The 19,036-nt window shown below is 71.8% G+C and carries 16 protein-coding genes; 12 read left to right on the top strand and 4 right to left on the bottom strand.

All coding sequences use genetic code 11. The features are described 5' to 3' along the window. Window positions 1-59: 59 nt before the first annotated feature. A complete protein-coding gene (locus QSK15_RS27885) occupies window positions 60-1,703 on the top strand; it encodes a hypothetical protein (RefSeq protein ID WP_285797034.1) in 1,644 nt (547 codons plus the stop codon). Between the two features lie 17 nt (window positions 1,704-1,720). Here the strand turns inward: QSK15_RS27885 and QSK15_RS27880 are convergent, their stop codons facing one another. From QSK15_RS27880 to QSK15_RS27870, 3 genes are all read right to left on the bottom strand, one after another. Further along, window positions 1,721-2,908, bottom strand: coding sequence for an NADH-quinone oxidoreductase subunit D (locus QSK15_RS27880; RefSeq protein WP_285797033.1), 1,188 nt, complete (start codon window positions 2,906-2,908; stop codon window positions 1,721-1,723). Further along, window positions 2,905-4,185 carry an SAM-dependent methyltransferase gene (locus QSK15_RS27875; protein ID WP_285797032.1) on the bottom strand — a complete coding sequence of 427 codons (1,281 nt, stop codon included), beginning with the start codon at window positions 4,183-4,185 and terminating at the stop codon, window positions 2,905-2,907. Before QSK15_RS27875 ends, QSK15_RS27880 begins: the two co-directional genes overlap by 4 nt. A gap of 66 nt (window positions 4,186-4,251) precedes the next feature. Then, window positions 4,252-5,163 carry an SDR family oxidoreductase gene (locus QSK15_RS27870; protein ID WP_285797031.1) on the bottom strand — a complete coding sequence of 304 codons (912 nt, stop codon included), beginning with the start codon at window positions 5,161-5,163 and terminating at the stop codon, window positions 4,252-4,254. 118 nt (window positions 5,164-5,281) lie between these two features. Here QSK15_RS27870 and QSK15_RS27865 point away from each other — a divergent pair, with 118 nt between their 5' ends. The 8 genes from QSK15_RS27865 (at window position 5,282) to QSK15_RS27830 (ending at window position 12,806) form a co-directional block, all read left to right on the top strand. Continuing rightward, window positions 5,282-5,857, top strand: coding sequence for a TetR family transcriptional regulator (locus tag QSK15_RS27865; protein WP_285797030.1), 576 nt, complete (start codon window positions 5,282-5,284; stop codon window positions 5,855-5,857). Window positions 5,858-5,968: 111 nt separating this feature from the next. After that, a complete protein-coding gene (locus tag QSK15_RS27860) occupies window positions 5,969-6,943 on the top strand; it encodes a Rossmann-like and DUF2520 domain-containing protein (protein WP_285797029.1) in 975 nt (324 codons plus the stop codon). Between the two features lie 55 nt (window positions 6,944-6,998). Next, window positions 6,999-7,847 (top strand): pantoate--beta-alanine ligase, encoded by an 849-nt coding sequence (panC, locus tag QSK15_RS27855; protein ID WP_285797028.1) that lies wholly within the window; start codon window positions 6,999-7,001, stop codon window positions 7,845-7,847. Between the two features lie 44 nt (window positions 7,848-7,891). Then, window positions 7,892-8,320 carry an aspartate 1-decarboxylase gene (panD, locus tag QSK15_RS27850; protein WP_030327945.1) on the top strand — a complete coding sequence of 143 codons (429 nt, stop codon included), beginning with the start codon at window positions 7,892-7,894 and terminating at the stop codon, window positions 8,318-8,320. A 96-nt stretch (window positions 8,321-8,416) separates the two neighbouring features. Further along, window positions 8,417-9,313, top strand: a complete 897-nt coding sequence (locus tag QSK15_RS27845; RefSeq protein WP_285797027.1) for a septum formation family protein — start codon at window positions 8,417-8,419, stop codon at window positions 9,311-9,313. A gap of 108 nt (window positions 9,314-9,421) precedes the next feature. After that, window positions 9,422-11,119 (top strand): L-aspartate oxidase, encoded by a 1,698-nt coding sequence (locus tag QSK15_RS27840; protein WP_285797026.1) that lies wholly within the window; start codon window positions 9,422-9,424, stop codon window positions 11,117-11,119. Window positions 11,120-11,130: 11 nt separating this feature from the next. Continuing rightward, complete coding sequence (gene nadC, locus QSK15_RS27835; RefSeq protein WP_285797154.1) at window positions 11,131-12,030, top strand: carboxylating nicotinate-nucleotide diphosphorylase; 900 nt, start codon at window positions 11,131-11,133, stop codon at window positions 12,028-12,030. A 17-nt stretch (window positions 12,031-12,047) separates the two neighbouring features. Then, window positions 12,048-12,806 carry a type III pantothenate kinase gene (locus tag QSK15_RS27830; RefSeq protein ID WP_285797025.1) on the top strand — a complete coding sequence of 253 codons (759 nt, stop codon included), beginning with the start codon at window positions 12,048-12,050 and terminating at the stop codon, window positions 12,804-12,806. A gap of 16 nt (window positions 12,807-12,822) precedes the next feature. Here QSK15_RS27830 and QSK15_RS27825 read toward each other — a convergent pair whose 3' ends face one another. Next, complete coding sequence (locus QSK15_RS27825) at window positions 12,823-13,563, bottom strand: class I SAM-dependent methyltransferase (protein WP_285797024.1); 741 nt, start codon at window positions 13,561-13,563, stop codon at window positions 12,823-12,825. Window positions 13,564-13,652: 89 nt separating this feature from the next. On the opposite strand from QSK15_RS27825, the gene lysS reads away from it, so the two are divergent. The 3 genes from lysS (at window position 13,653) to QSK15_RS27810 (ending at window position 18,750) form a co-directional block, all read left to right on the top strand. Continuing rightward, window positions 13,653-15,161: a lysine--tRNA ligase gene (lysS, locus tag QSK15_RS27820; RefSeq protein WP_285797023.1), complete on the top strand. Its 1,509-nt coding sequence runs from the start codon at window positions 13,653-13,655 to the stop codon at window positions 15,159-15,161. Between the two features lie 112 nt (window positions 15,162-15,273). After that, window positions 15,274-15,618: a histone-like nucleoid-structuring protein Lsr2 gene (locus tag QSK15_RS27815; protein WP_081883668.1), complete on the top strand. Its 345-nt coding sequence runs from the start codon at window positions 15,274-15,276 to the stop codon at window positions 15,616-15,618. A 582-nt stretch (window positions 15,619-16,200) separates the two neighbouring features. Then, window positions 16,201-18,750 (top strand): ATP-dependent Clp protease ATP-binding subunit, encoded by a 2,550-nt coding sequence (locus tag QSK15_RS27810; RefSeq protein WP_285797022.1) that lies wholly within the window; start codon window positions 16,201-16,203, stop codon window positions 18,748-18,750. Window positions 18,751-19,036: the final 286 nt, after the last annotated feature.

Below are 19,036 nucleotides of genomic sequence, written 5' to 3'. Positions count from 1 at the left end.
GTCCGCGCGTCCCGGGGACCCGTTCCCTCCGCCGGACATCGTGGGTAGGCTGCACATCCATGCCAGCCCCGGCCACCCCCGACGCCCGGCGTCAACCACCGCTGCTGACCATGCTCTTCTGGGCGGGCGTCGCCCTCGCCCCGGTGGCGGCGCTGATCCTGCTGGTGGCCGACGGCAACGGCCCGCTGCGCTTCGCCGCTGTGCTCGCCATCCTCGCGGTGGTGTTGATCGGTCTGTCCATCGCGCTGCGGCCCGAGGGCGAGGTCGACTCGGTGCGGACCGACGAGCTGCTGGACGAGATCGAAGGGCTGCGTCGGGAGCTGCGCAGCGAGATCGTGGCCGCCGCGCAGCGCGGCAACCAGGCGCTCGACCAGGCGCAACGGGCCCAGGAGGCGATCGTCGCGGTGCGCCGCCGACTCGACGTCAGCGGTGCCGCCCTCGCCGGTGCCGCCCCCGCTGTCGAGCCGGCGGGCGCCGGGCGGGCGCGGGTGGCTGCCGTCGAACCGCTGGTGGACGACACGCCGGCGGCCCGTAGCCGGGTCCCGGGTGACGCGTCGGCCGGCCGGGCCCGGGTGTCGAGCCCCGACGACGCGCCCCGGTGGGGGCGCTCCGAGCACCCGGACGACGAGCCGGGCTACGCGCCGACAGCTCCCGAGCCACCGGCCACCACCGGGACGTACGGCGGGGAACGACCGGCGGCCACCGCGTACGGCTCAGCCCGACCCCGGGAGCACGACCGCCCCGAACCGGCCCACCGGCCGGGTGGCGTGGTCAGACACACCGAGACCGTGCACGTCACCACCCGGCACACGGTGGTGGACGGCGGCGCGGCCGAACCCGCCGGGCGCTACGGCGGCGGGTACGCCGGCCAGTGGACCCCGCCCGCGCAGGAGTGGACCCGGGGTGGCGACGCGGACGAGCGTCCCCGCCCGGCCGGCCGGGTGAGGAGCGAGCCGGACGAGCGCCCCCGAGCCGGGTACGGCGACGAGCCGGGCTGGACGGGCCGCCGCGACGAACCAGAGTGGACCGACCGGCGCGACGGGTACGCCCCGCCCGACGAGCCCACCCCGCCTTCCCGGTCGCACCGCACCCCGGAGCGGTCGGCGGCCGGCTCCTGGGACAGCCCGGACGACCGGGGCTGGTCGGAGCAGCGTGACCGGGCGGCTGCCGCGCCGCAGCCCGGGCCGCCCCTGCGGGCTGACGACACCGGCGAGTACTGGTCGCAGCTGCGGGCCGGTGACCGGTGGGCCGCCGTCCGCGACGACGAGAACGGCCGCGAGTTGCGGGTCGGCGAACGCCGGGCCGAGGTGCACGCCGACGCCACCGGCACCGAGTACCGGATGGCCGACCGCTGGGCCGCCGTCCGCCACGAGGAGCCGCGCCGCTACGAGGACGCGGGCGGTTACGAGGACGCCGGCGGTTACGAGGAGCCGCGCCGCCACGAGGAGTCGTACCGCCGGGACGAGCCGGCGCGTCGCCACGACCGCGACGGTGGCTGGCGGGACGAGCCGGGCCGGCCCGCGCTGCCGGCGGGCGGTGTGCCGGTGCCCGACGAGTGGCGTCCACCGCGCCAACGCGGCTACCAGGCGGAACCCGCGCCGGAACGGACCGGTCGGCGGCGGGTCGACGAGCGCTACGGCTACCCGCCCCAGGACGACGTGCCGCGCGCCGGGGGCGCGTCACCCGCCGACCGCTGGCGCTGACCGTCAGCCGGGTGGGGTCACTTGTCGATGTCGCCGACCACGAAGAACATCGAGCCGAGGATCGCGATCAGGTCCGGCACCAGACAGCCGGGGAGCAGGGTGGCCAATGCCTGCACGTTCGCGTACGAGGCGGTGCGCAGCTTCAGCCGCCACGGCGTCTTCTCGCCCCGGGACACCAGGTAGTAGCCGTTGATGCCGAGTGGGTTCTCCGTCCAGGCGTACGTGTGTCCCTCCGGCGCCTTGAGCACCTTCGGCAGCCGGGTGTTGATCGGCCCGGTCAGCCGGTCCACCCGGTCCAGGCACTGCTCGGCGAGATCCAGCGATGCGTACACCTGGTCGAGCAGCACCTCGAAGCGGGCGTGGCAGTCCCCGGCGGTCCGGGTGACCACCGGCACGTCCAGCTCGTCGTAGGCCAGGTAGGGGTCGTCGCGACGCAGGTCCAGGTCGAGCCCGGAGGCGCGGGCCACCGGGCCGGACGCACCGAACGCGGCGGCGTCCGCGGCGGACAGCACACCCACGCCGACGGTACGGGCCAGGAAGATGTCGTTGCGGCGGATCAGGTGGTCCAGGTCGGGCAACCGGCGGCGTACCTCACCGATCGCCGCGCGGGCCCGCCCGGTCCACCCGTACGGCACCTCCTCCTTGAGGCCACCCACCCGGTTGAACATGTAGTGGATCCGCCCGCCGGAGACCTCCTCCATCACCGCCTGGATGGTCTCGCGTTCCCGGAAGGCGTAGAAGATCGGCGTGATCGCCCCGATCTCCAACGGGTACGAGCCGAGGAACATCAGGTGGTTGAGCACCCGGTTCAGCTCCGCCAGGGCCATCCGCAGCCAGGTGGCCCGCTCCGGCACCTCCATGCCCATCAGGCGTTCCACAGCGAGCACCACACCCAGCTCGTTGGAGAACGCCGAGAGCCAGTCGTGCCGGTTGGCCAACACGATGATCTGCCGGTAGTCACGCACCTCGAAAAGCTTCTCCGCGCCCCGGTGCATGTAGCCGACGATCGGTTCGCAGGCGACCACCCGCTCGCCGTCGAGCACCAGCTTCAACCGCAGCACACCGTGCGTGGAGGGGTGCTGCGGGCCGATGTTCAGCACCATGTCGGTGCCGAGCTGCTGATCATCGGTGCCGGCGACCAGACCGGCCCCGGTGCCGACGGTCAGTTCACGAAGGTCCCCGGCGTCGGTGGTCATGCCCGTCATCGTGCCACGACCGACCCGAGCGGGATGCCGACCGGCTGGCGCAACCACAGGTGCCCGCCGAGCCCGGCCGGGTCGGTCAGCTCGGCCACCGCCGACGCGGCGGCCAGCGCCCGCACGTAGCCGGCCGGGTCGGTGCCGGCCAGGCTGATCGGCGGTCGCCCACCGTCGGCCCCGAGCGCCCGCAGCGCGTCCCGCTGGAGGACCACTGAGTACGCGCACCGGGCGACCGCCGCACCGGCGGAGGCGACCGAGTCCATGGCCACGTGTGCTGTCACATCACTCGTCCCGTCCGGCACCGGAGGCACCTGCCGCCCACCCCGGTACCCGGTCAACGTCCCGTCCACCGGTCGGTCGGCGCTCAGGTGCCCGTAGTCGACCGCCACCGCGAGGCCGCGATCCATCTTCCGGACGGCGCTCGCCCAGGCGTCGTCGCGCGTTCGTCCGATCTCGGCTCGTTGGTAGTCACCACTGGGGGTTTCCGGGCAGCCCGGCCGGCTCCGGGCGGTCAGGCTTGATCCCTGTGCCGACCGGGCTGCCCGGAAACCCGACTCGCTTCCGCTTGTCGCGTCAGTCGAGGTCAACCCCGGATCGGGGTCACTGGTCGCACTCGGAGAGCCGGTGAGGTCGGGCCACCAGGTGGTCAGCCAGTCGAGGTCGTCGGGGGTCACCGACTCGCCGATGGTCTCCACGCCACTGTCGGGGTCGACGAGCACGTATCGCCAGCCCTCGGTGGTGCGCACCGCCACGTCCAACGGGACGTTGTCCAGCCATTCGGTGGCGATCAACAGTCCGGTGATCCCGTCGGGAATCTCGGCGGCCCAGCTGATCTCTTCGGGCAGGTTCTCGGGGCGCTCGGCGTACTCGACGGCTGTGAAGCGGACGCGTTCCGCGAGCGACGGACGGGCGGTGACCAACGACGGCTCGTCGGGCGACCGACGGGCGGAGGTCGTGGGAGTCAGGGTTTCCGGGGAGCCCGCCCACGCAGGGATCAAGCCTGACCGCCCGGAGTGGGCGGGCTCCCCGGAAACCCCCACCGCGAGCCCGACGAGAGCCCGCAGAAGCTCGCCTCGTCCAGCTCCGACATCGACCACGTCGAGCCGTGGCGGGTGGCCCAGAGCGGCGTCCACCTGCGTGAGCAGGCGCAGCAGGGCGGTGGCGAACACCGGGGACGCGTGCACGCTGGTCCGGAAGTGGGCGGCCGGCCCGCCGCCAGCCACGAAGAAGCCGCCCGGCCCGTAGAGGGCCCGGTTCATGGCGTCCCGCCAGCGGATCGGCATCGTCCTCCTCTGGTTCAGCATGGGTAGCCGTGCCGACCCTACGGTCCCCGCCGGGGGTTTTCCGGTTCAGGCCCGGAAGTAGTGCCCTTCGTGCAGGTCGGCGATCAGGTCGGGGTGGGTCGGGGTCCAACCCAGCAGGTCGCGGGTGAGGGCGGACGACGTCGGGTTGTCGATCTGCACGAACGAGCCGAGGAAACCGAAGTGCTCGTCGGCCTCGGCGGGGCTGATGCTTCGGACCGGGATGCCGAGGTGGTCGCCGATGGCTGCCGCGATCTGCCGGAACGGGACGCCTTCGTCGGCGGCTCCGTGCAGTCGCGTGCCGGCCGGGGCCTTTTCGAGGGCGAGTCGGTAGAGCACTGCCGCGTCGAGGGTGTGGACGGCCGGCCACCGGTTGGTGCCCTCGCCGATGTATGCGGCGTAGCCCTTGCGTCGGGCCGCGGCGATGATGGTGCTGATGAAGCCGTAGCGGTCGAGGGAACTGTGCACGGTGGGTGCGAGCCGGACGATGGAGGAGCGCACACCGCGGGAGCCGAGGCCGGCCACGAAGTTCTCCGCGTCGATCCGGTAGCCGCCGCCTGGGAAGGTGTCGTGTTCGGTGCCGGGGCGGCCGACGATGCCGCCCATCACCAGCATGGCCGTCCCGCCGGTGCCGACCAGGGGTTTGCCGGAGCCGGCCAGGCCGTCGGCGAGTGCGGTGAGGGCGTCCAGGTCGGTCCTGGCGGCACCGGCCAGGTCGCCGTTGACCATGAGGTCGTGGCGGAACGCCAGGTGGATGACGCCGTCGGCGGCGGCCGCCTGGTCCCGAAGCACGTCGAGGTCGGCCAGGTCGCCGCGGTGTGCCCGGGCGCCGAGCTTCTCGATGGCGGCGGCGGACGTGTCGGAGCGGGCGAGGCCGACGACCTCGTGCCCGGCGGAGAGCAGTTCCGGGACGACTGCGGACCCGAGGTGGCCGGAGGCGCCTGTGACGAATACGCGCATGGTGGTTCCTTCGTGAGTGCCGATGTCACCTTGCGACATAACCGTATCCCAGGTGATGTCACATCGCGACATGCGGACGAACTTAATGTCGCAGTGTGACGTCGGATACCATCGCCGCATGGCCCGCTGGCAACCGGACGCGCGCGGCCGCCTGGAGGCGGCCGCCTTCGAGCTGTTCCGCGAGCGCGGCTTCGAACAGACCACCGTCGCCGACATCGCTGCCCGTGCCGGCCTCGACAAACGCACCTTCTACCGGCTCTTCGGGGACAAGCGCGAGGCGCTCTTCAGCGGCAGCGGGCGAGTCGAAGAGGTCCTGGTCCAGGCGGTGACCGAGACCGACGCCGGCCCGTTCGAGGCGGTCGTCGCCGCCTTCCGCCGGGTGGCGGAGGAGCTTTTCGCGGACCGTCTCGAACTGGTCCGGGCGCGGCAGGCGATCATCGAGAGCAGCCCGGAGCTGCAGGAGCGTGAACTGCGCAAGGCCGGCTCGCTGGCCGCCGCCGTCACCGCCGCCCTGCGGGCCAGGGGCCTCGACGAGACCACGGCCACCCTGGCCACCGAGTCGGGCGCGACGGTCTTCCGGGTCGCGTACGCCCGCTGGGTAGCGCCCGGTAGCGACGCCCCCCTCAGTGACCTGATCGCCGAGGTGGCCGCCGAGCTACGCGCCATCACGTCAGCCCCGACCGAAACGCCCTGACGAGCCGTCTCGTCGGTGGTGAAGGTTTTCACACATGCTTGTCCCGGTTCGGCGGGCCGGGCGCATACTTGCGATCGACCGGTACCCCTTCTCGAGGACTGGATCATCGACATGAGCGCACCGATGCGCCCGCGTCCGGCCGCCCCACCCGGGCCTGCCGGATCGTGGGACAGCGCCGTTCCCGGCGCCCGCGCCACCTCCCGTCTGCTCACCGTCGGTGTCGTCGGCGCGGGCCGCGTCGGCGCCGTGCTGGGTGCCGCGCTCGCCGCCGCCGGGCACCGGGTGGCCGCCGTCTCCGGCAGCTCCGGAGCCAGCCGCGCCCGCCTCGCCCTGCTGCTGCCCGAGGTGCCCCGCCGCCCGGCCGCGGCGGTGGCCCACGCCGCCACCGACCTGCTGCTCATCGCGGTACCGGACGACAGGCTGGGCGCTGTGGTGGCCGACCTCGCCCAGCGGGGTGCGCTGCACCCGGGCCAGATCGTCGCGCACACCTCGGGAGCGCACGGCCTGGCCGCGCTGGGGCCGGCCGTCTCGGCCGGAGCCCGCCCGCTCGCCCTGCACCCCGCGATGACCTTCACCGGTACGCCGGACGACCTGCCCCGCCTCGACGGCATCTCGTACGGGGTGACCGCACCGGCGGAGTTGCGCCCACTGGCCGCCCGACTGGTCGCCGACCTCGGCGGCGTGCCCGAGTGGGTGGCCGAGTCGGACCGCCCGCTCTACCACGCCGCGCTGGCCCACGGCGCGAACCACCTGGTGACCCTGGTCAACGAGGCGACCGACCGGTTGCGCGACGCCGGGGTGTCCCGGCCGGAGAAGGTGCTCGCCCCGCTGCTGCGGGCCGCCCTGGAGAACGCGCTGCGGCTCGGCGACGACGCGTTGACCGGCCCGGTCTCCCGTGGCGACGCGGGCACCGTACGGCGGCACCTGGACCGGTTGGCGGCCACCGCGCCGGAGTCCGTCCCCGCGTACCTGGCGTTGGCCCGTCGTACCGCCGACCGGGCGATCGCCGCCGGCCGCCTCCGGCCGGTGGACGCACAGTCGCTGCTCGGCGTGCTGGCCGACAGCGGTCGGGAGGTGGCCGCGTGAGCGCGAGGAGTGAGCCGATCTTGCGAGCCCCGCAGTCGCGAACCGAGGTGGCGGCATGACCGAGCTTGTCCACACGCGCGCCGAGTTGGGGCGCGCCCGGGCCGGGTTGAAAGGCACGGTCGGGGTGGTGATGACCATGGGTGCGCTGCACGCCGGGCACGAGACGCTGCTGCGCGCGGCCCGGGAACAGGCCGACCACGTGCTGGTGACGATTTTCGTGAACCCGTTGCAGTTCGGGCCGAACGAGGACTTCGACCGCTACCCGCGCACCCTCGACGCCGACCTGGAGGTGTGCCGGAGGGCGGGTGCCGATCTGGTCTTCGCCCCGTCGGTGGCGGACATGTATCCGGACGGGCAGCCCCGGGTCCGCCTCGACCCGGGTCCGCTCGGCGCTGAGCTGGAGGGGGCGAGCCGTCCCGGCTTCTTCCACGGGGTGCTCACCGTGGTGCTGAAGTTGCTCCAGCTCACCCGGCCGGACCTGGCGTTCTTCGGCGAGAAGGACTACCAGCAGCTGACCCTGGTCCGGCGGATGGCCCGCGACCTGGACGTGCCGGTCGAGGTGGTCGGCGTGCCGACCGTCCGGGAGCCGGACGGGCTGGCCCTGTCCAGCCGCAACCGCTACCTGAGCGAGTCGGAGCGGGCCGCCGCGCTGAGCCTGTCCGCCGCGTTGCGGGCCGGTGCGCGGGCCGCCGACGACGGTCGGGACGCGGGGGCGGTGCTGACCGCGGCGCACGCCGCGTTCGGTGCCGGTACGCCCGGTGCCCGCCTCGACTACCTGGTGCTCACCGACCCCGACCTGGAACCGGGACCGGTGTCCGGGCCGGCCCGGTTGGTGATCGCCGCCTGGGTGGGTGCCACCCGGTTGATCGACAACGCGGCGATCCACCTCGCCCCGCGCCCCTGACCCGGCCGCACCACCCGCCACCAATCCCGCGAAAGGCCACCCCGATGTTGCGGACCATGCTCAAGTCGAAGATCCACCGAGCCACGGTGACCCAGGCCGACCTGCACTACGTCGGTTCGGTGACGGTGGACGAGGACCTGCTCGACGCCGCCGACCTGCTCCCCGGCGAGCAGGTGGCGATCGTGGACATCACCAATGGCGCCCGGCTGGAGACGTACGTGATCCCGGGCGAGCGGGGCAGCGGCGTGATCGGTATCAACGGTGCCGCCGCGCACCTGGTGCACCCCGGCGACCTGGTCATCCTGATCTCGTACGGGCAGATGGACGACGCCGAGGCCCGGTCGTACCGGCCCCGGGTGGTGCACGTCGACGCCGACAACCGGGTGATCGAGTTGGGCGCCGACCCGGCTGCGGCCGCACCTGGCACGGCCGGGAACCCGGTGCCCAGCCCGTTGGCCGTGTCCGGAGTCTGATCCCGGGTACCACGATTCCGGTCTGTCACCGGACTGTCATTTCCGGTTACCCTGGGCGCGCTGGCGGAAGCCGGTCGGTGGCTGGGGGAGGCCGCGATGCGCCGTGCCATGACGACCCTGTTCGCCGCTGTTGCCACGGCGGCGCTGCTGGTGGGCTGTGCCGGGTCCGACGGTCTGGACGGTGATCTGACCGACGACTGGGCGGCCCTGCCGGCGCCGTCGGCGTTCACCCCGGCAGCCGGCGTGTGTCACGCCGCCGACTTCACCGATCTGGTCAGCCTGGCCAGCTACCAGCCGGTGGACTGCGCCGGCCCGCACCGGCTGGAGACCGTGCACGTGGGGGCGTTCCCGGCCGAGCGGACGACCGCCCCGGCGGGTGGTTCGGCGGAGTTGCGCGGCGCGTTCGCCGAGTGCGACACCCGGGCGGCCGGCTACCTGGGTGACGACTGGCGGTCGGGCCGGCTGCGGCTGTCAGTGGCGCTGCCCAACGGGCCGGGCTGGGCGGCGGGTTCCCGGTGGTTCCGCTGTGACGTCACCGAGCTGACCACAGTCGAGGCGGCGGCCACCGTGGTGGTCCGGTCGGGCAGTCTGCGGGACGCCTTGAAGGGGCCCACAGCGCTGCGCCTGGGTTGCCAGCAGACCCGCGCGGGTGCCGGCCGGGGGGTGCAGACGTTGGCCCCGGTGGAGTGCGGAGCACAGCACGACGCGGAGTTCGTCGGGGTGTGGCGTGCGCCGGATCGGCCGTACCCGACCCGGGACGCCGACTGGCTGCCGCTCTACACGGGTTGTCGCAGCGTCCTCGCCCGGTACGCGGGCGTACCGGACGACGCCGAGCTGCGTTTCCGCAGCGGTGTGGTGGTCCGACCGCCGGGGGCGGGGCGCTGGAAGGTGGGTGATCGGGGGGTCCGCTGCTATCTGTGGCTCAGCGACCGTACGGTGACCGCCTCCCTGAAGGGCGCGGGCCCGGCGGGTCTGCCGGTGCGGACGAAGTGACAGTGGCCTGACGGTCGGTGCGGCGCGGCGCGCGCCGGACGGCGTCGCCCAAACCACTCGTCCCGCCCCCGCCGCCCCGGGCGAGGACGGTTCGGGTTGACTGGGGGAATGCGTTTCCCGACCGTCGACCTGCCCGCCCTGCCCACGCTGCTGGCCGCGCCAGCGCCCGGCTGGGTGGAGACCACCGACGTGATCGTGGTGGGTTCCGGCGTGGCCGGGTTGACCGCGGCGCTGCACCTGCGCGAGGCGGGTCTGCACGTCACGGTGGTCACCAAGGTCAACATCGACGACGGCTCGACCCGTTGGGCGCAGGGCGGCATCGCCGCCGTGCTCGACCCGGCCGACTCCCCGGCGGCGCATGCCCGGGACACCGAGGTCGCCGGGGTCGGGCTGTGCGACCCGGCGGCGGTCCGGGTGCTGGTCGAGGAGGGCCCGACCCGGCTGCGTGAGCTGATGCGGATCGGCGCCGAGTTCGACAGACACCCGGACGGCTCGTTGATGTTGACCCGCGAGGGCGGGCACCGGGCGGACCGGATCGTGCACGCCGGCGGGGACGCCACCGGCGCGGAGGTGCAGCGGGCCCTGCACGCCGCCGTGCAGCGCGACCCGTGGATCCGGCTGGTCGAGCACGCCCTCGTGCTGGACCTGCTGCGTGCGCCCGGCGACGGCCCGGACGGGCTCGGCCCGGCGTGCGGGATCACCCTGCACGTGTTGGGCGAGGGCAGCGAGGACGGCGTCGGCGCGCTGCTGGCCCGCGCGGTGGTGCTCGCCACCGGCGGAATGGGGCAGGTCTTCTCGGCCACCACCAACCCGGCGGTGTCCACGGGGGACGGGGTGGCGCTGGCGCTGCGGGCCGGCGCGGCGGTGACCGACGTGGAGTTCGTCCAGTTCCACCCGACCGCCCTGATCACCCCGGGCGGCGCGGGGGTGCCCGGGGCCGGGCACGCGCAGCAGCCGCTGGTCTCCGAGGCGTTGCGCGGCGAGGGCGCGTACCTGGTGGACGCGGACGGCAAGCGGTTCATGGTGGGCCAGCACGAGTTGGCCGAGCTGGCACCCCGGGACGTGGTGGCCAAGGGCATCCACCGGGTGTTGGTGGCCACCGGCGCGGACCACGTCTTCCTCGACGCGCGGCACCTGGGCGGCGACTTCCTGGCCGGCCGGTTCCCCACCATCGTGGCGTCCTGCCTGGCGATCGGCGTGGACCCGGCGACCGACCTGATCCCGGTGGCGCCGGCCGCCCACTACGCCTCCGGCGGGGTCCGGACCGACCTCCGTGGCCGTACCTCCATCCCCGGCCTGTACGCCTGCGGCGAGGTGGCCTGCACCGGCGTGCACGGTGCGAACCGGCTGGCCAGCAACTCGCTGCTGGAGGGGCTGGTCTTCTCCCGGCGGATCGCCGAGGACATCGCGGCCGGCCTGCCCGAGCAGGCCCAGCCGGCGGACGTGGGCGCCTGGCGTGGCGGTACGGGCTGGGTGCTGCCGGCGGAGGTGACGCCGAGCCTGCAACGGGCGATGACCCGGGGGGCGGGGGTGCTCCGATCCGCGGCGACGCTGGCCGAGACGGCCGGGACGTTGACCGAGCTGGGTGTTGCCCGGGGTCGCCCGCGCACCGCCGACTGGGAGGCGACGAACCTGCTGACCGTGGCGTCGACGCTGGTCGCCGCCGCGTACGCCCGTGGTGAGACCCGGGGCTGCCACTGGCGGGAGGACTTTCCGACGGCCGACGAACGGTGGCTGGGCCATCTCGTCGGGGCGGTCGGGGCGCAGGGCCTGGTGACGCAACAGTGGGAGGGGAGTTCACGGTGAGCGCGACGGAGATGGCTCCGACAGGGTCGACGGCGGCGTTGCAGGCGGCCGGGCTGGATCCGGCACAGGTGCGGCGGATGATCGAGGGCGCGCTGGTCGAGGATCTGGGCCCGGACTTCCTGGACGTCACCAGCGTGGCCACCATTCCGGCGGGGCAGACCGACACGGCCGACCTGGTGGCCCGCGCGGACGGGGTGGTGGCCGGGATGGCGGTGGCCGCAGCGGTGTTCGAGCTGGTGGGTGAGGTGACCGGCTTCGGTCGTACCGTCGAGGTGTCGGTGTTGGCCCGCGACGGTGAGCGGGTGGCTCGCGGCGACGTGCTGGCGACGGTGACCGGGCCGACCCGGTTGCTGCTGACGGCCGAGCGGACGGCGCTCAACCTGCTCTGCCGGATGTCCGGGGTGGCCACCCACACCCGCGCCTGGGCGGACGCGTTGGCCGGCACGAAGGCGATGGTGCTGGACACCCGCAAGACGACGCCGGGCCTGCGGGCTCTGGAGAAGTACGCGGTGCGGGCGGGCGGTGGTACCAACAAGCGGATGGGCCTCTACGACGTCGCCATGATCAAGGACAACCACAAGCTGGCGGCCGGGGGCATCACGGCGGCCTACCGGCGGGTCCGGGAGACGTTCCCGGAGGTGCCGGTGCAGGTCGAGGTGACCACTGTCGACGAGGCGGTGGAGGCGGTGGAGGCCGGGGCGAACTTCCTGCTCTGCGACAACATGACGCCGGAGGCGCTGGCCGAGGCGGTGGCCGCGGTGGGTGACCGGGCGGAGTTGGAGGCGACCGGTGGGCTGACCCTGGAGGTGGCCGGCCGGTACGCGACAACCGGCGTGGACTTCCTCTCGGTGGGCGCGTTGACGCACTCGTCGCCGATCCTGGACATCGCGATGGACCTGCGTACCGACTAGTTGTCTAGGCTGCGTGCGTGCTGCTCTGCATCGACATCGGAAACACCAACACCGTGCTGGCGACCTTCGACGGCGACAAGCTGGTGCACTCCTGGCGGATCAAGACCGATGCCCGCTCGACGGCGGACGAGCTGGGCCTGAAGTTCCGGGGCCTGCTCGCCGGGGACAACGTCGAGATCACCGGCGTGGCCGCCTGCTCCACCGTGCCGGCCGCGTTGCGGTCGCTGCGGACCATGCTCGGCCGCTACTACGCCGACCTGCCGAGCGTGATCGTGGAGCCCGGTGTGCGGACCGGCGTGCAGTTGGCGATCGACAATCCGAAGGAGGTGGGTGCCGACCGGGTGGTGAACACCCTGGCGGCGTACACCCTCTACGGCGGTCCGTCGATCGTTGTGGACTTCGGCACCACCACCAACTTCGACGTGATCAGCGAGCGCGGTGAGTTCCTGGGCGGCGCGTTCGCCCCGGGTATCGAGATCTCCTTCGACGCGCTGGCCGCCCGGGCGGCGCAGTTGCGCAAGGTGGAGGCCACCAAGCCCCGCTCGGTGATCGGCAAGAACACCGTGGAGTGCCTTCAGGCCGGCCTGTACTTCGGCTTCGCCGGGCAGGTGGACCGGATCGTCGAGCGGATGACCGAGGAGCTGGGCGAGGTGCGGGCGGTGATCGCCACCGGCGGCCTTGCCTCCCTGGTGATCAACGAGTGCCGCAGCATCACCCACCACGAGCCGATGATCACGCTGATCGGTCTGCGGATGGTCTACGAACGCAACAGGTGACGCCGGCCGCGGGGCGTCAGCGCCGCCGGGCGCGCAGGACGACAGTGCGGTACGGCAGGTCGACGCTCGCGCGTCCGGCCAGGTCCGGGTGGCTGTCGAAGAGGGCTCGCAGCTCCCTGTCGATGGCGGCCCGCCGTTGCGCCGGGGCGGTCAGCCAGTACGAACGGGTGTGCAGCATGGCGACCAGCTCGTCCGGCGTGAGCGTGACGTGGTGGGTGAACTCGCCCAGCTCGATCGCCCCGAAGGCGGGGCCGAAGTCGGTGTACCTCCCGACCACGTCGCCGGCGTTGTCCCCCAGGTGGGCGATCCGGCCCAGTTCGGCGACCCAACCCACCCGATCGTCCCGGAGGTTCCAGATCGGGGCGAACGTCCCGCCGGGCCGCAGCACCCGCGCGATCTCGGCGTGCGCCCGCTCCCGGTCGAACCAGTGGTACGCCTGCCCCACCACCACGGCGTCGGCCGCCAGGTCGGGCAGCGGCAGTGACTCGGCGCCGCCGGCCAACGCGGTGGTGCCCGGGGTGGCGGCGTCCAGTTGGGCGCGCATCTGCGGGTCCGGCTCCACCGGGGTCACCCGGTGGCCGAGGTCGAGCACCCCACGGGTGAGGATGCCGGTTCCTGCACCCAGGTCGACGACCCGGGCGGAATCGCCCAGCCCGTCCAGCGCCCACCGCACGGCGCTGTCGGGATAGCGGGGCCGAAACCGGTCGTAGTCGGCAGCAGCCATCCCGAACGAGAGTGCCTGAGTGTGATCCGCCATGACGGGCAGGTTATCCGGTAACAGCCACCTGAGCGCTTGAGTACGCTCGGGCCTGACCCCCCGTAGTCATCGTGACGAGGAAGCGTGCCGTGAGCGAGCAGAACCCCGTGCCAGTGGACCCCGCCGACGACCTTCCGGAGCAGATGAAGGTCCGCCGGGAGAAGCGGGACCGGATGCTCGCCGAGGGCGTCGAGCCCTACCCGGTCGGCTTCCCCCGCACCACCACCCTGGCGCAGGTCCGGGCGGCCTACGCCGACCTGCCGACCGACACCGCGACCGGCGACCAGGTCGCTGTCACCGGCCGGGTGATCTTCGTACGCAACACCGGCAAGCTCTGCTTCGCGACCCTGCGGGACGGCGACGGCACCGAGTTGCAGGCGATGCTCTCCCTGGACCGGGTCGGGCCGGAGCGGCTGGAGGCGTGGAAGCGCCTGGTCGACCTCGGCGACCACGTCGGCGTCACCGGTGAGGTGATCACCAGCCGTCGGGGTGAGCTGTCGGTGCTGGCCCAGCAGTGGGAGATGACGGCGAAGGCGCTGCGACCGTTGCCGGTGGCCCACAAGCCGCTGTCCGAGGAGGCGCGCGTCCGGCAGCGTTACGTCGACCTGATTGTCCGGCCGCAGGCACGGGAGATGGTGCGTACCCGGGCCGCCGCCGTACGCAGTCTGCGCGATTCACTGCACGGGCAGGGCTTCATCGAGGTGGAAACGCCGATGTTGCAACTGCTGCACGGGGGCGCGGCAGCCCGACCGTTCGTGACCCACAGCAATGCGTTGAACACCGATCTGTATCTGCGAATCGCTCCGGAACTGTTTCTCAAGCGCGCTGTGGTCGGCGGCGTCGACCGCGTCTTCGAGATCAACCGCAACTTCCGTAATGAGGGTGTCGACTCTTCGCACTCACCCGAGTTCGCGATGCTGGAGACTTACCAGGCGTACGGCGACTACGACACGATGGCCGAGTTGACCCGCAATCTCGTGCAACAGGCGGCGATCGCGGTGAGCGGCTCGACGGTGGTGACCCACGCCGACGGTCGGGAGTTCGACCTGGGCGGCGAGTGGCGGTCCGTGACGTTGTTCGGTGTGCTTTCCGAAGCGCTGGGCGAGGAGGTCTCGGTCCGCACCGAACGCTCCCGCCTGGTGGAGTACGCGGACAAGGTGGGATTGGCCGTGGACCCGAAGTGGGGCCCGGGCAAGCTCGCCGAGGAGCTGTTCGAGGAACTGGTCGTTCCCGGCCTGCAGGCGCCGACCTTCGTCCGGGACTACCCCGAGGAGACGAGCCCGCTCACCCGGGCGCACCGCAGCGAGCCGGGGCTGGCCGAGAAGTGGGACCTCTACGTGCTCGGCTTCGAGCTGGGCACCGCGTACTCCGAGCTCGTCGACCCGGTCGTGCAGCGGGAGCGGCTGATCGCCCAGGCGCAGTTGGCCGCCCGTGGCGACGACGAGGCGATGCGTCTCGATGAGGACTTTCTTCGGGCGATGGAGTATGGAATGCCGCCGGCCGGCGGTATGGGAATGGGAATCGACCGGCTGTTGATGGCGCTGACCGGCCTCGGAATTCGGGAAACGATCCTCTTCCCCTTGGTCCGCCAGGAGTAGTCCCGCCCCGGCTCACGGCGGGCCGTAACGGGGTCCTATTGACGCGACGAGCGGCGCGGGGGTTATTGTGCTCTAGTTAGCAGGAGCGCCCTGCTCGAAAGGAATGTGGGACGTGGCCAAGCAGATCATTCACAAGCTGGTCGATGACCTGGACGGCGGGGACGCGGACGAGACCGTCAAGTTCGCCCTCGACGGCGTTCAGTACGAGATCGACCTGTCGAGCGCCAACGCCGCGAAATTGCGTGATGCATTTGCCGCGTACGTTGGCGCCGGCACCAAGGTCGGCCGGGGCGGTGTCGTGATCGGTGGGCGGGCTGCCCGCGGTCGCGGTGGCGCGACCGCCGATCGGGAACAGAACAAGGCGATCCGGGAGTGGGCCAAGAAGGCCGGCAAGGACATCTCGGACCGGGGTCGTATCCCCCAGGAGATCGTTGACGAGTTCCACGCGAAGCGCTGACCCGTCAGCAGCGTGGTGGCCAACCGCCACCGCAGGCGACACCGACGCCGGGCCGGAGGAGTTCTCCGGGCCGGCGTCGCCGTATCCGGGATGTGGCGTCGGGTGCCCGTTCGGGGTATCTGGCCGTTTCACCACCTGCGTCGCGGTGGCCGCTCGGGGCGGCGTCGTTGGGTCTCGGTCCGGGTCGGGAAGCAATCCGGGTCGACCGTCGTTGTCCACAACCAGTGGACCAGCCGTCCACAACCTGTGGACAACCTCCCCGGGGCTGGCGCGACGCTTGTCGCGACCGCCGGTCCGGCCGCCCGGAGCCACCGGGAGCGCTTCCGGACCCCGGATCGGGCTCCGGTGGCGCCAGTCGGATTTCGCTCTGCGCGTAGCGACAGGGCTACCGGAACACCTCCTGAGCGCGGACGGTTGTTCAAAACGACGTGGAACTGACCCAGACCGGAGAGACACGACCTCAGCTGAGTCGGTCAGCGACGATAGAGTAAGGAGGCACGGACGCCCGTCCTGGACGTTCGTGCACCGGCCCCGCCAAGATCTTGACCATCAAGGCGCACGGCACGTGAGGAGCACGAGGGCATGTTCGAGCGGTTCACCGACCGAGCGCGACGGGTTGTCGTCCTGGCCCAAGAAGAGGCCCGGATGCTCAACCACAACTACATCGGTACGGAACACATCCTGCTGGGCCTGATCCACGAAGGTGAAGGCGTCGCGGCAAAGGCCCTGGAGAGCCTCGGCATCTCCCTGGAGGGCGTCCGCCAGCAGGTCGAGGAGATCATCGGCCAGGGCCAGCAGGCGCCGAGCGGGCACATCCCGTTCACGCCGCGGGCGAAGAAGGTGCTGGAGCTGTCGCTGCGCGAGGCGCTGCAGCTCGGCCACAACTACATCGGCACTGAGCACATCCTGCTCGGGCTGATCCGTGAGGGCGAGGGCGTCGCCGCCCAGGTGCTGGTCAAGCTCGGCGCCGACCTCAACCGGGTCCGCCAGCAGGTGATCCAGCTGCTCTCCGGCTACCAGGGCAAGGAGCCCGCCGCGGCGGGCGCCGCGCCGGGTGAGGCCGCGCCGTCGACCAGCCTGGTGCTGGACCAGTTCGGCCGCAACCTGACCCAGGCCGCCCGCGAGGGCAAGCTCGACCCGGTCATCGGGCGCGAGAAGGAAATCGAGCGGGTCATGCAGGTGCTCTCCCGCCGTACCAAGAACAACCCGGTCCTGATCGGTGAGCCCGGCGTCGGTAAGACCGCCGTGGTGGAGGGGCTGTCCCAGAAGATCATCAAGGGCGAGGTGCCCGAGACCCTCAAGGACAAGCAGCTCTACACGCTCGACCTGGGTGCGCTGGTCGCCGGTTCCCGCTACCGCGGTGACTTCGAGGAGCGCCTCAAGAAGGTGCTCAAGGAGATCCGCACCCGCGGCGACATCATCCTGTTCATCGACGAGATCCACACCCTGGTGGGTGCGGGTGCCGCCGAGGGCGCCATCGACGCCGCCAGCATCCTCAAGCCGATGCTGGCCCGTGGCGAGCTCCAGACCATCGGTGCCACCACCCTCGACGAGTACCGCAAGCACCTGGAGAAGGACGCCGCTCTCGAGCGCCGGTTCCAGCCGATCCAGGTGGGTGAGCCGTCGCTGGCCCACACCATCGAGATCCTCAAGGGTCTGCGCGACCGGTACGAGGCCCACCACCGGGTGAGCATCACCGACGCGGCGCTCGTGGCCGCCGCGACGCTGGCCGACCGGTACATCTCCGACCGCTTCCTGCCGGACAAGGCGATCGACCTGATCGACGAGGCCGGTGCCCGGATGCGGATCCGTCGGATGACCGCGCCGCCAGACCTGCGTGACTTCGACGAGCGCATCGCCCAGGTGCGTCGCGACAAGGAGTCCGCGATCGACGCGCAGGACTTCGAGCGCGCCGCCCAGCTGCGCGACAAGGAGAAGCAGCTGCTCGGCCAGAAGGCTCAGCGGGAGAAGGAGTGGAAGGCCGGTGACCTGGACGTCGTCAGCGAGGTTGACGACGAGCAGATCGCCGAGGTGCTCGGCAACTGGACCGGCATCCCGGTCTACAAGTTGACCGAGGAGGAGACCTCGCGCCTGCTGCGCATGGAGGACGAGCTGCACAAGCGCGTCATCGGCCAGGAGGACGCGGTCAAGGCGGTCTCGAAGGCGATCCGGCGTACCCGGGCCGGCCTGAAGGACCCGAAGCGCCCGTCGGGCTCGTTCATCTTCGCCGGCCCGTCCGGTGTCGGTAAGACCGAGCTGTCCAAGGCGCTCGCCGAGTTCCTCTTCGGCAGCGAGGACGCCCTCATCCAGCTGGACATGTCCGAGTTCCACGACCGTTACACGGTCTCCCGGCTCGTGGGTGCCCCTCCCGGCTACGTCGGTTACGACGAGGGCGGGCAGCTGACCGAGAAGGTGCGGCGTCGGCCGTTCTCGGTGGTCCTCTTCGACGAGATCGAGAAGGCCCACCCGGACGTGTTCAACACGCTCCTGCAGATCCTCGAAGATGGTCGGCTCACCGACGGTCAGGGTCGGATCGTGGACTTCAAGAACACGGTCATCATCCTGACCACCAACCTGGGCACCCGAGACGTCGCCAAGGCGGTGTCGCTGGGCTTCCAGCAGTCGGAGGACTCCGAGTCCAACTACGACCGGATGAAGCAGAAGGTCAACGACGAGCTCAAGCAGCACTTCCGGCCTGAGTTCCTCAACCGGATCGACGACACCATCGTCTTCCACCAGCTGCGTCAGACCGAGATCCTCTCGATCGTGGACATCATGATCCAGCGGATCGAGGGCCAGCTGCGGAACAAGGACATGGGTCTGGAGCTGACCGACAACGCCAAGAAGTACCTGGCCGCGAAGGGCTTCGACCCGGTGCTCGGTGCCCGTCCGCTGCGTCGCACGATCCAGCGCGACATCGAGGACAACCTGTCCGAGCGGATCCTGTTCAACGAGCTGACCCCCGGTCAGATCGTGGTGGTCGACTGCGAGGGCGACCCGGACGACATCGACAAGTCCAAGCTCGTCTTCCGGGGCTCGGACAAGCCGGTCGAGGTTCCGGACGCCGTCCCGGCCGATCTCGGTGGCACTGCCGCCGGCACCGCGGCAGCGGCGACGGACGAGGTGGCATAACCAGCAGCAAGAAAGGTGGGGCCCCGGTGGCGTGAGCCACCGGGGCCCCACCTTTCTGCGCTACCCCCACAGGTCATCACACGCGGTCGCAGTACCTGTGTGCGCCCGCCGTGGTTGTCCGCGCCTGGCCCTCGTCCGTCCGCGCGCCTGCCCGCGCCTGCCGCTGGTAACCGCGCCGCGCCACGCAAGATCTACGCAACATCAGGGAAGTTGCTGCCTCACGGCCTCCGGAGGCAGCAACTTCCCTGATGTTGTGGCGGAGTGGCGGCTGGCGGTGCGGCGCGGC

Origin of the sequence: Micromonospora sp. NBRC 107095 (assembly GCF_030269705.1) — a bacterium.
GTDB lineage: Bacteria > Actinomycetota > Actinomycetes > Mycobacteriales > Micromonosporaceae > Micromonospora > Micromonospora parva.
The sequence above is the reverse complement of the archived record's forward strand: the minus strand, read 5'-3'. Positions and strand labels throughout refer to the sequence as shown.

Bases quoted from the DNA above. Each gene is read 5' to 3' on its own strand.
- QSK15_RS27875 (WP_285797032.1), bottom strand. From the start codon at position 4,185: ATGCCGATCCGCTGGCGGGACGCCATGAACCGGGCCCTCTACGGGCCG.
- QSK15_RS27865 (WP_285797030.1), top strand. From the start codon at position 5,282: ATGGCCCGCTGGCAACCGGACGCGCGCGGCCGCCTGGAGGCGGCCGCC.
- QSK15_RS27885 (WP_285797034.1), top strand. From the start codon at position 60: ATGCCAGCCCCGGCCACCCCCGACGCCCGGCGTCAACCACCGCTGCTG.
- QSK15_RS27810 (WP_285797022.1), top strand. From the start codon at position 16,201: ATGTTCGAGCGGTTCACCGACCGAGCGCGACGGGTTGTCGTCCTGGCC.
- QSK15_RS27845 (WP_285797027.1), top strand. From the start codon at position 8,417: ATGCGCCGTGCCATGACGACCCTGTTCGCCGCTGTTGCCACGGCGGCG.
- panC (WP_285797028.1), top strand. From the start codon at position 6,999: ATGACCGAGCTTGTCCACACGCGCGCCGAGTTGGGGCGCGCCCGGGCC.
- QSK15_RS27825 (WP_285797024.1), bottom strand. From the start codon at position 13,563: ATGGCGGATCACACTCAGGCACTCTCGTTCGGGATGGCTGCTGCCGAC.
- panD (WP_030327945.1), top strand. From the start codon at position 7,892: ATGTTGCGGACCATGCTCAAGTCGAAGATCCACCGAGCCACGGTGACC.
- QSK15_RS27840 (WP_285797026.1), top strand. From the start codon at position 9,422: ATGCGTTTCCCGACCGTCGACCTGCCCGCCCTGCCCACGCTGCTGGCC.
- QSK15_RS27880 (WP_285797033.1), bottom strand. From the start codon at position 2,908: ATGACGGGCATGACCACCGACGCCGGGGACCTTCGTGAACTGACCGTC.
- QSK15_RS27860 (WP_285797029.1), top strand. From the start codon at position 5,969: ATGAGCGCACCGATGCGCCCGCGTCCGGCCGCCCCACCCGGGCCTGCC.
- nadC (WP_285797154.1), top strand. From the start codon at position 11,131: ATGGCTCCGACAGGGTCGACGGCGGCGTTGCAGGCGGCCGGGCTGGAT.
- QSK15_RS27870 (WP_285797031.1), bottom strand. From the start codon at position 5,163: ATGCGCGTATTCGTCACAGGCGCCTCCGGCCACCTCGGGTCCGCAGTC.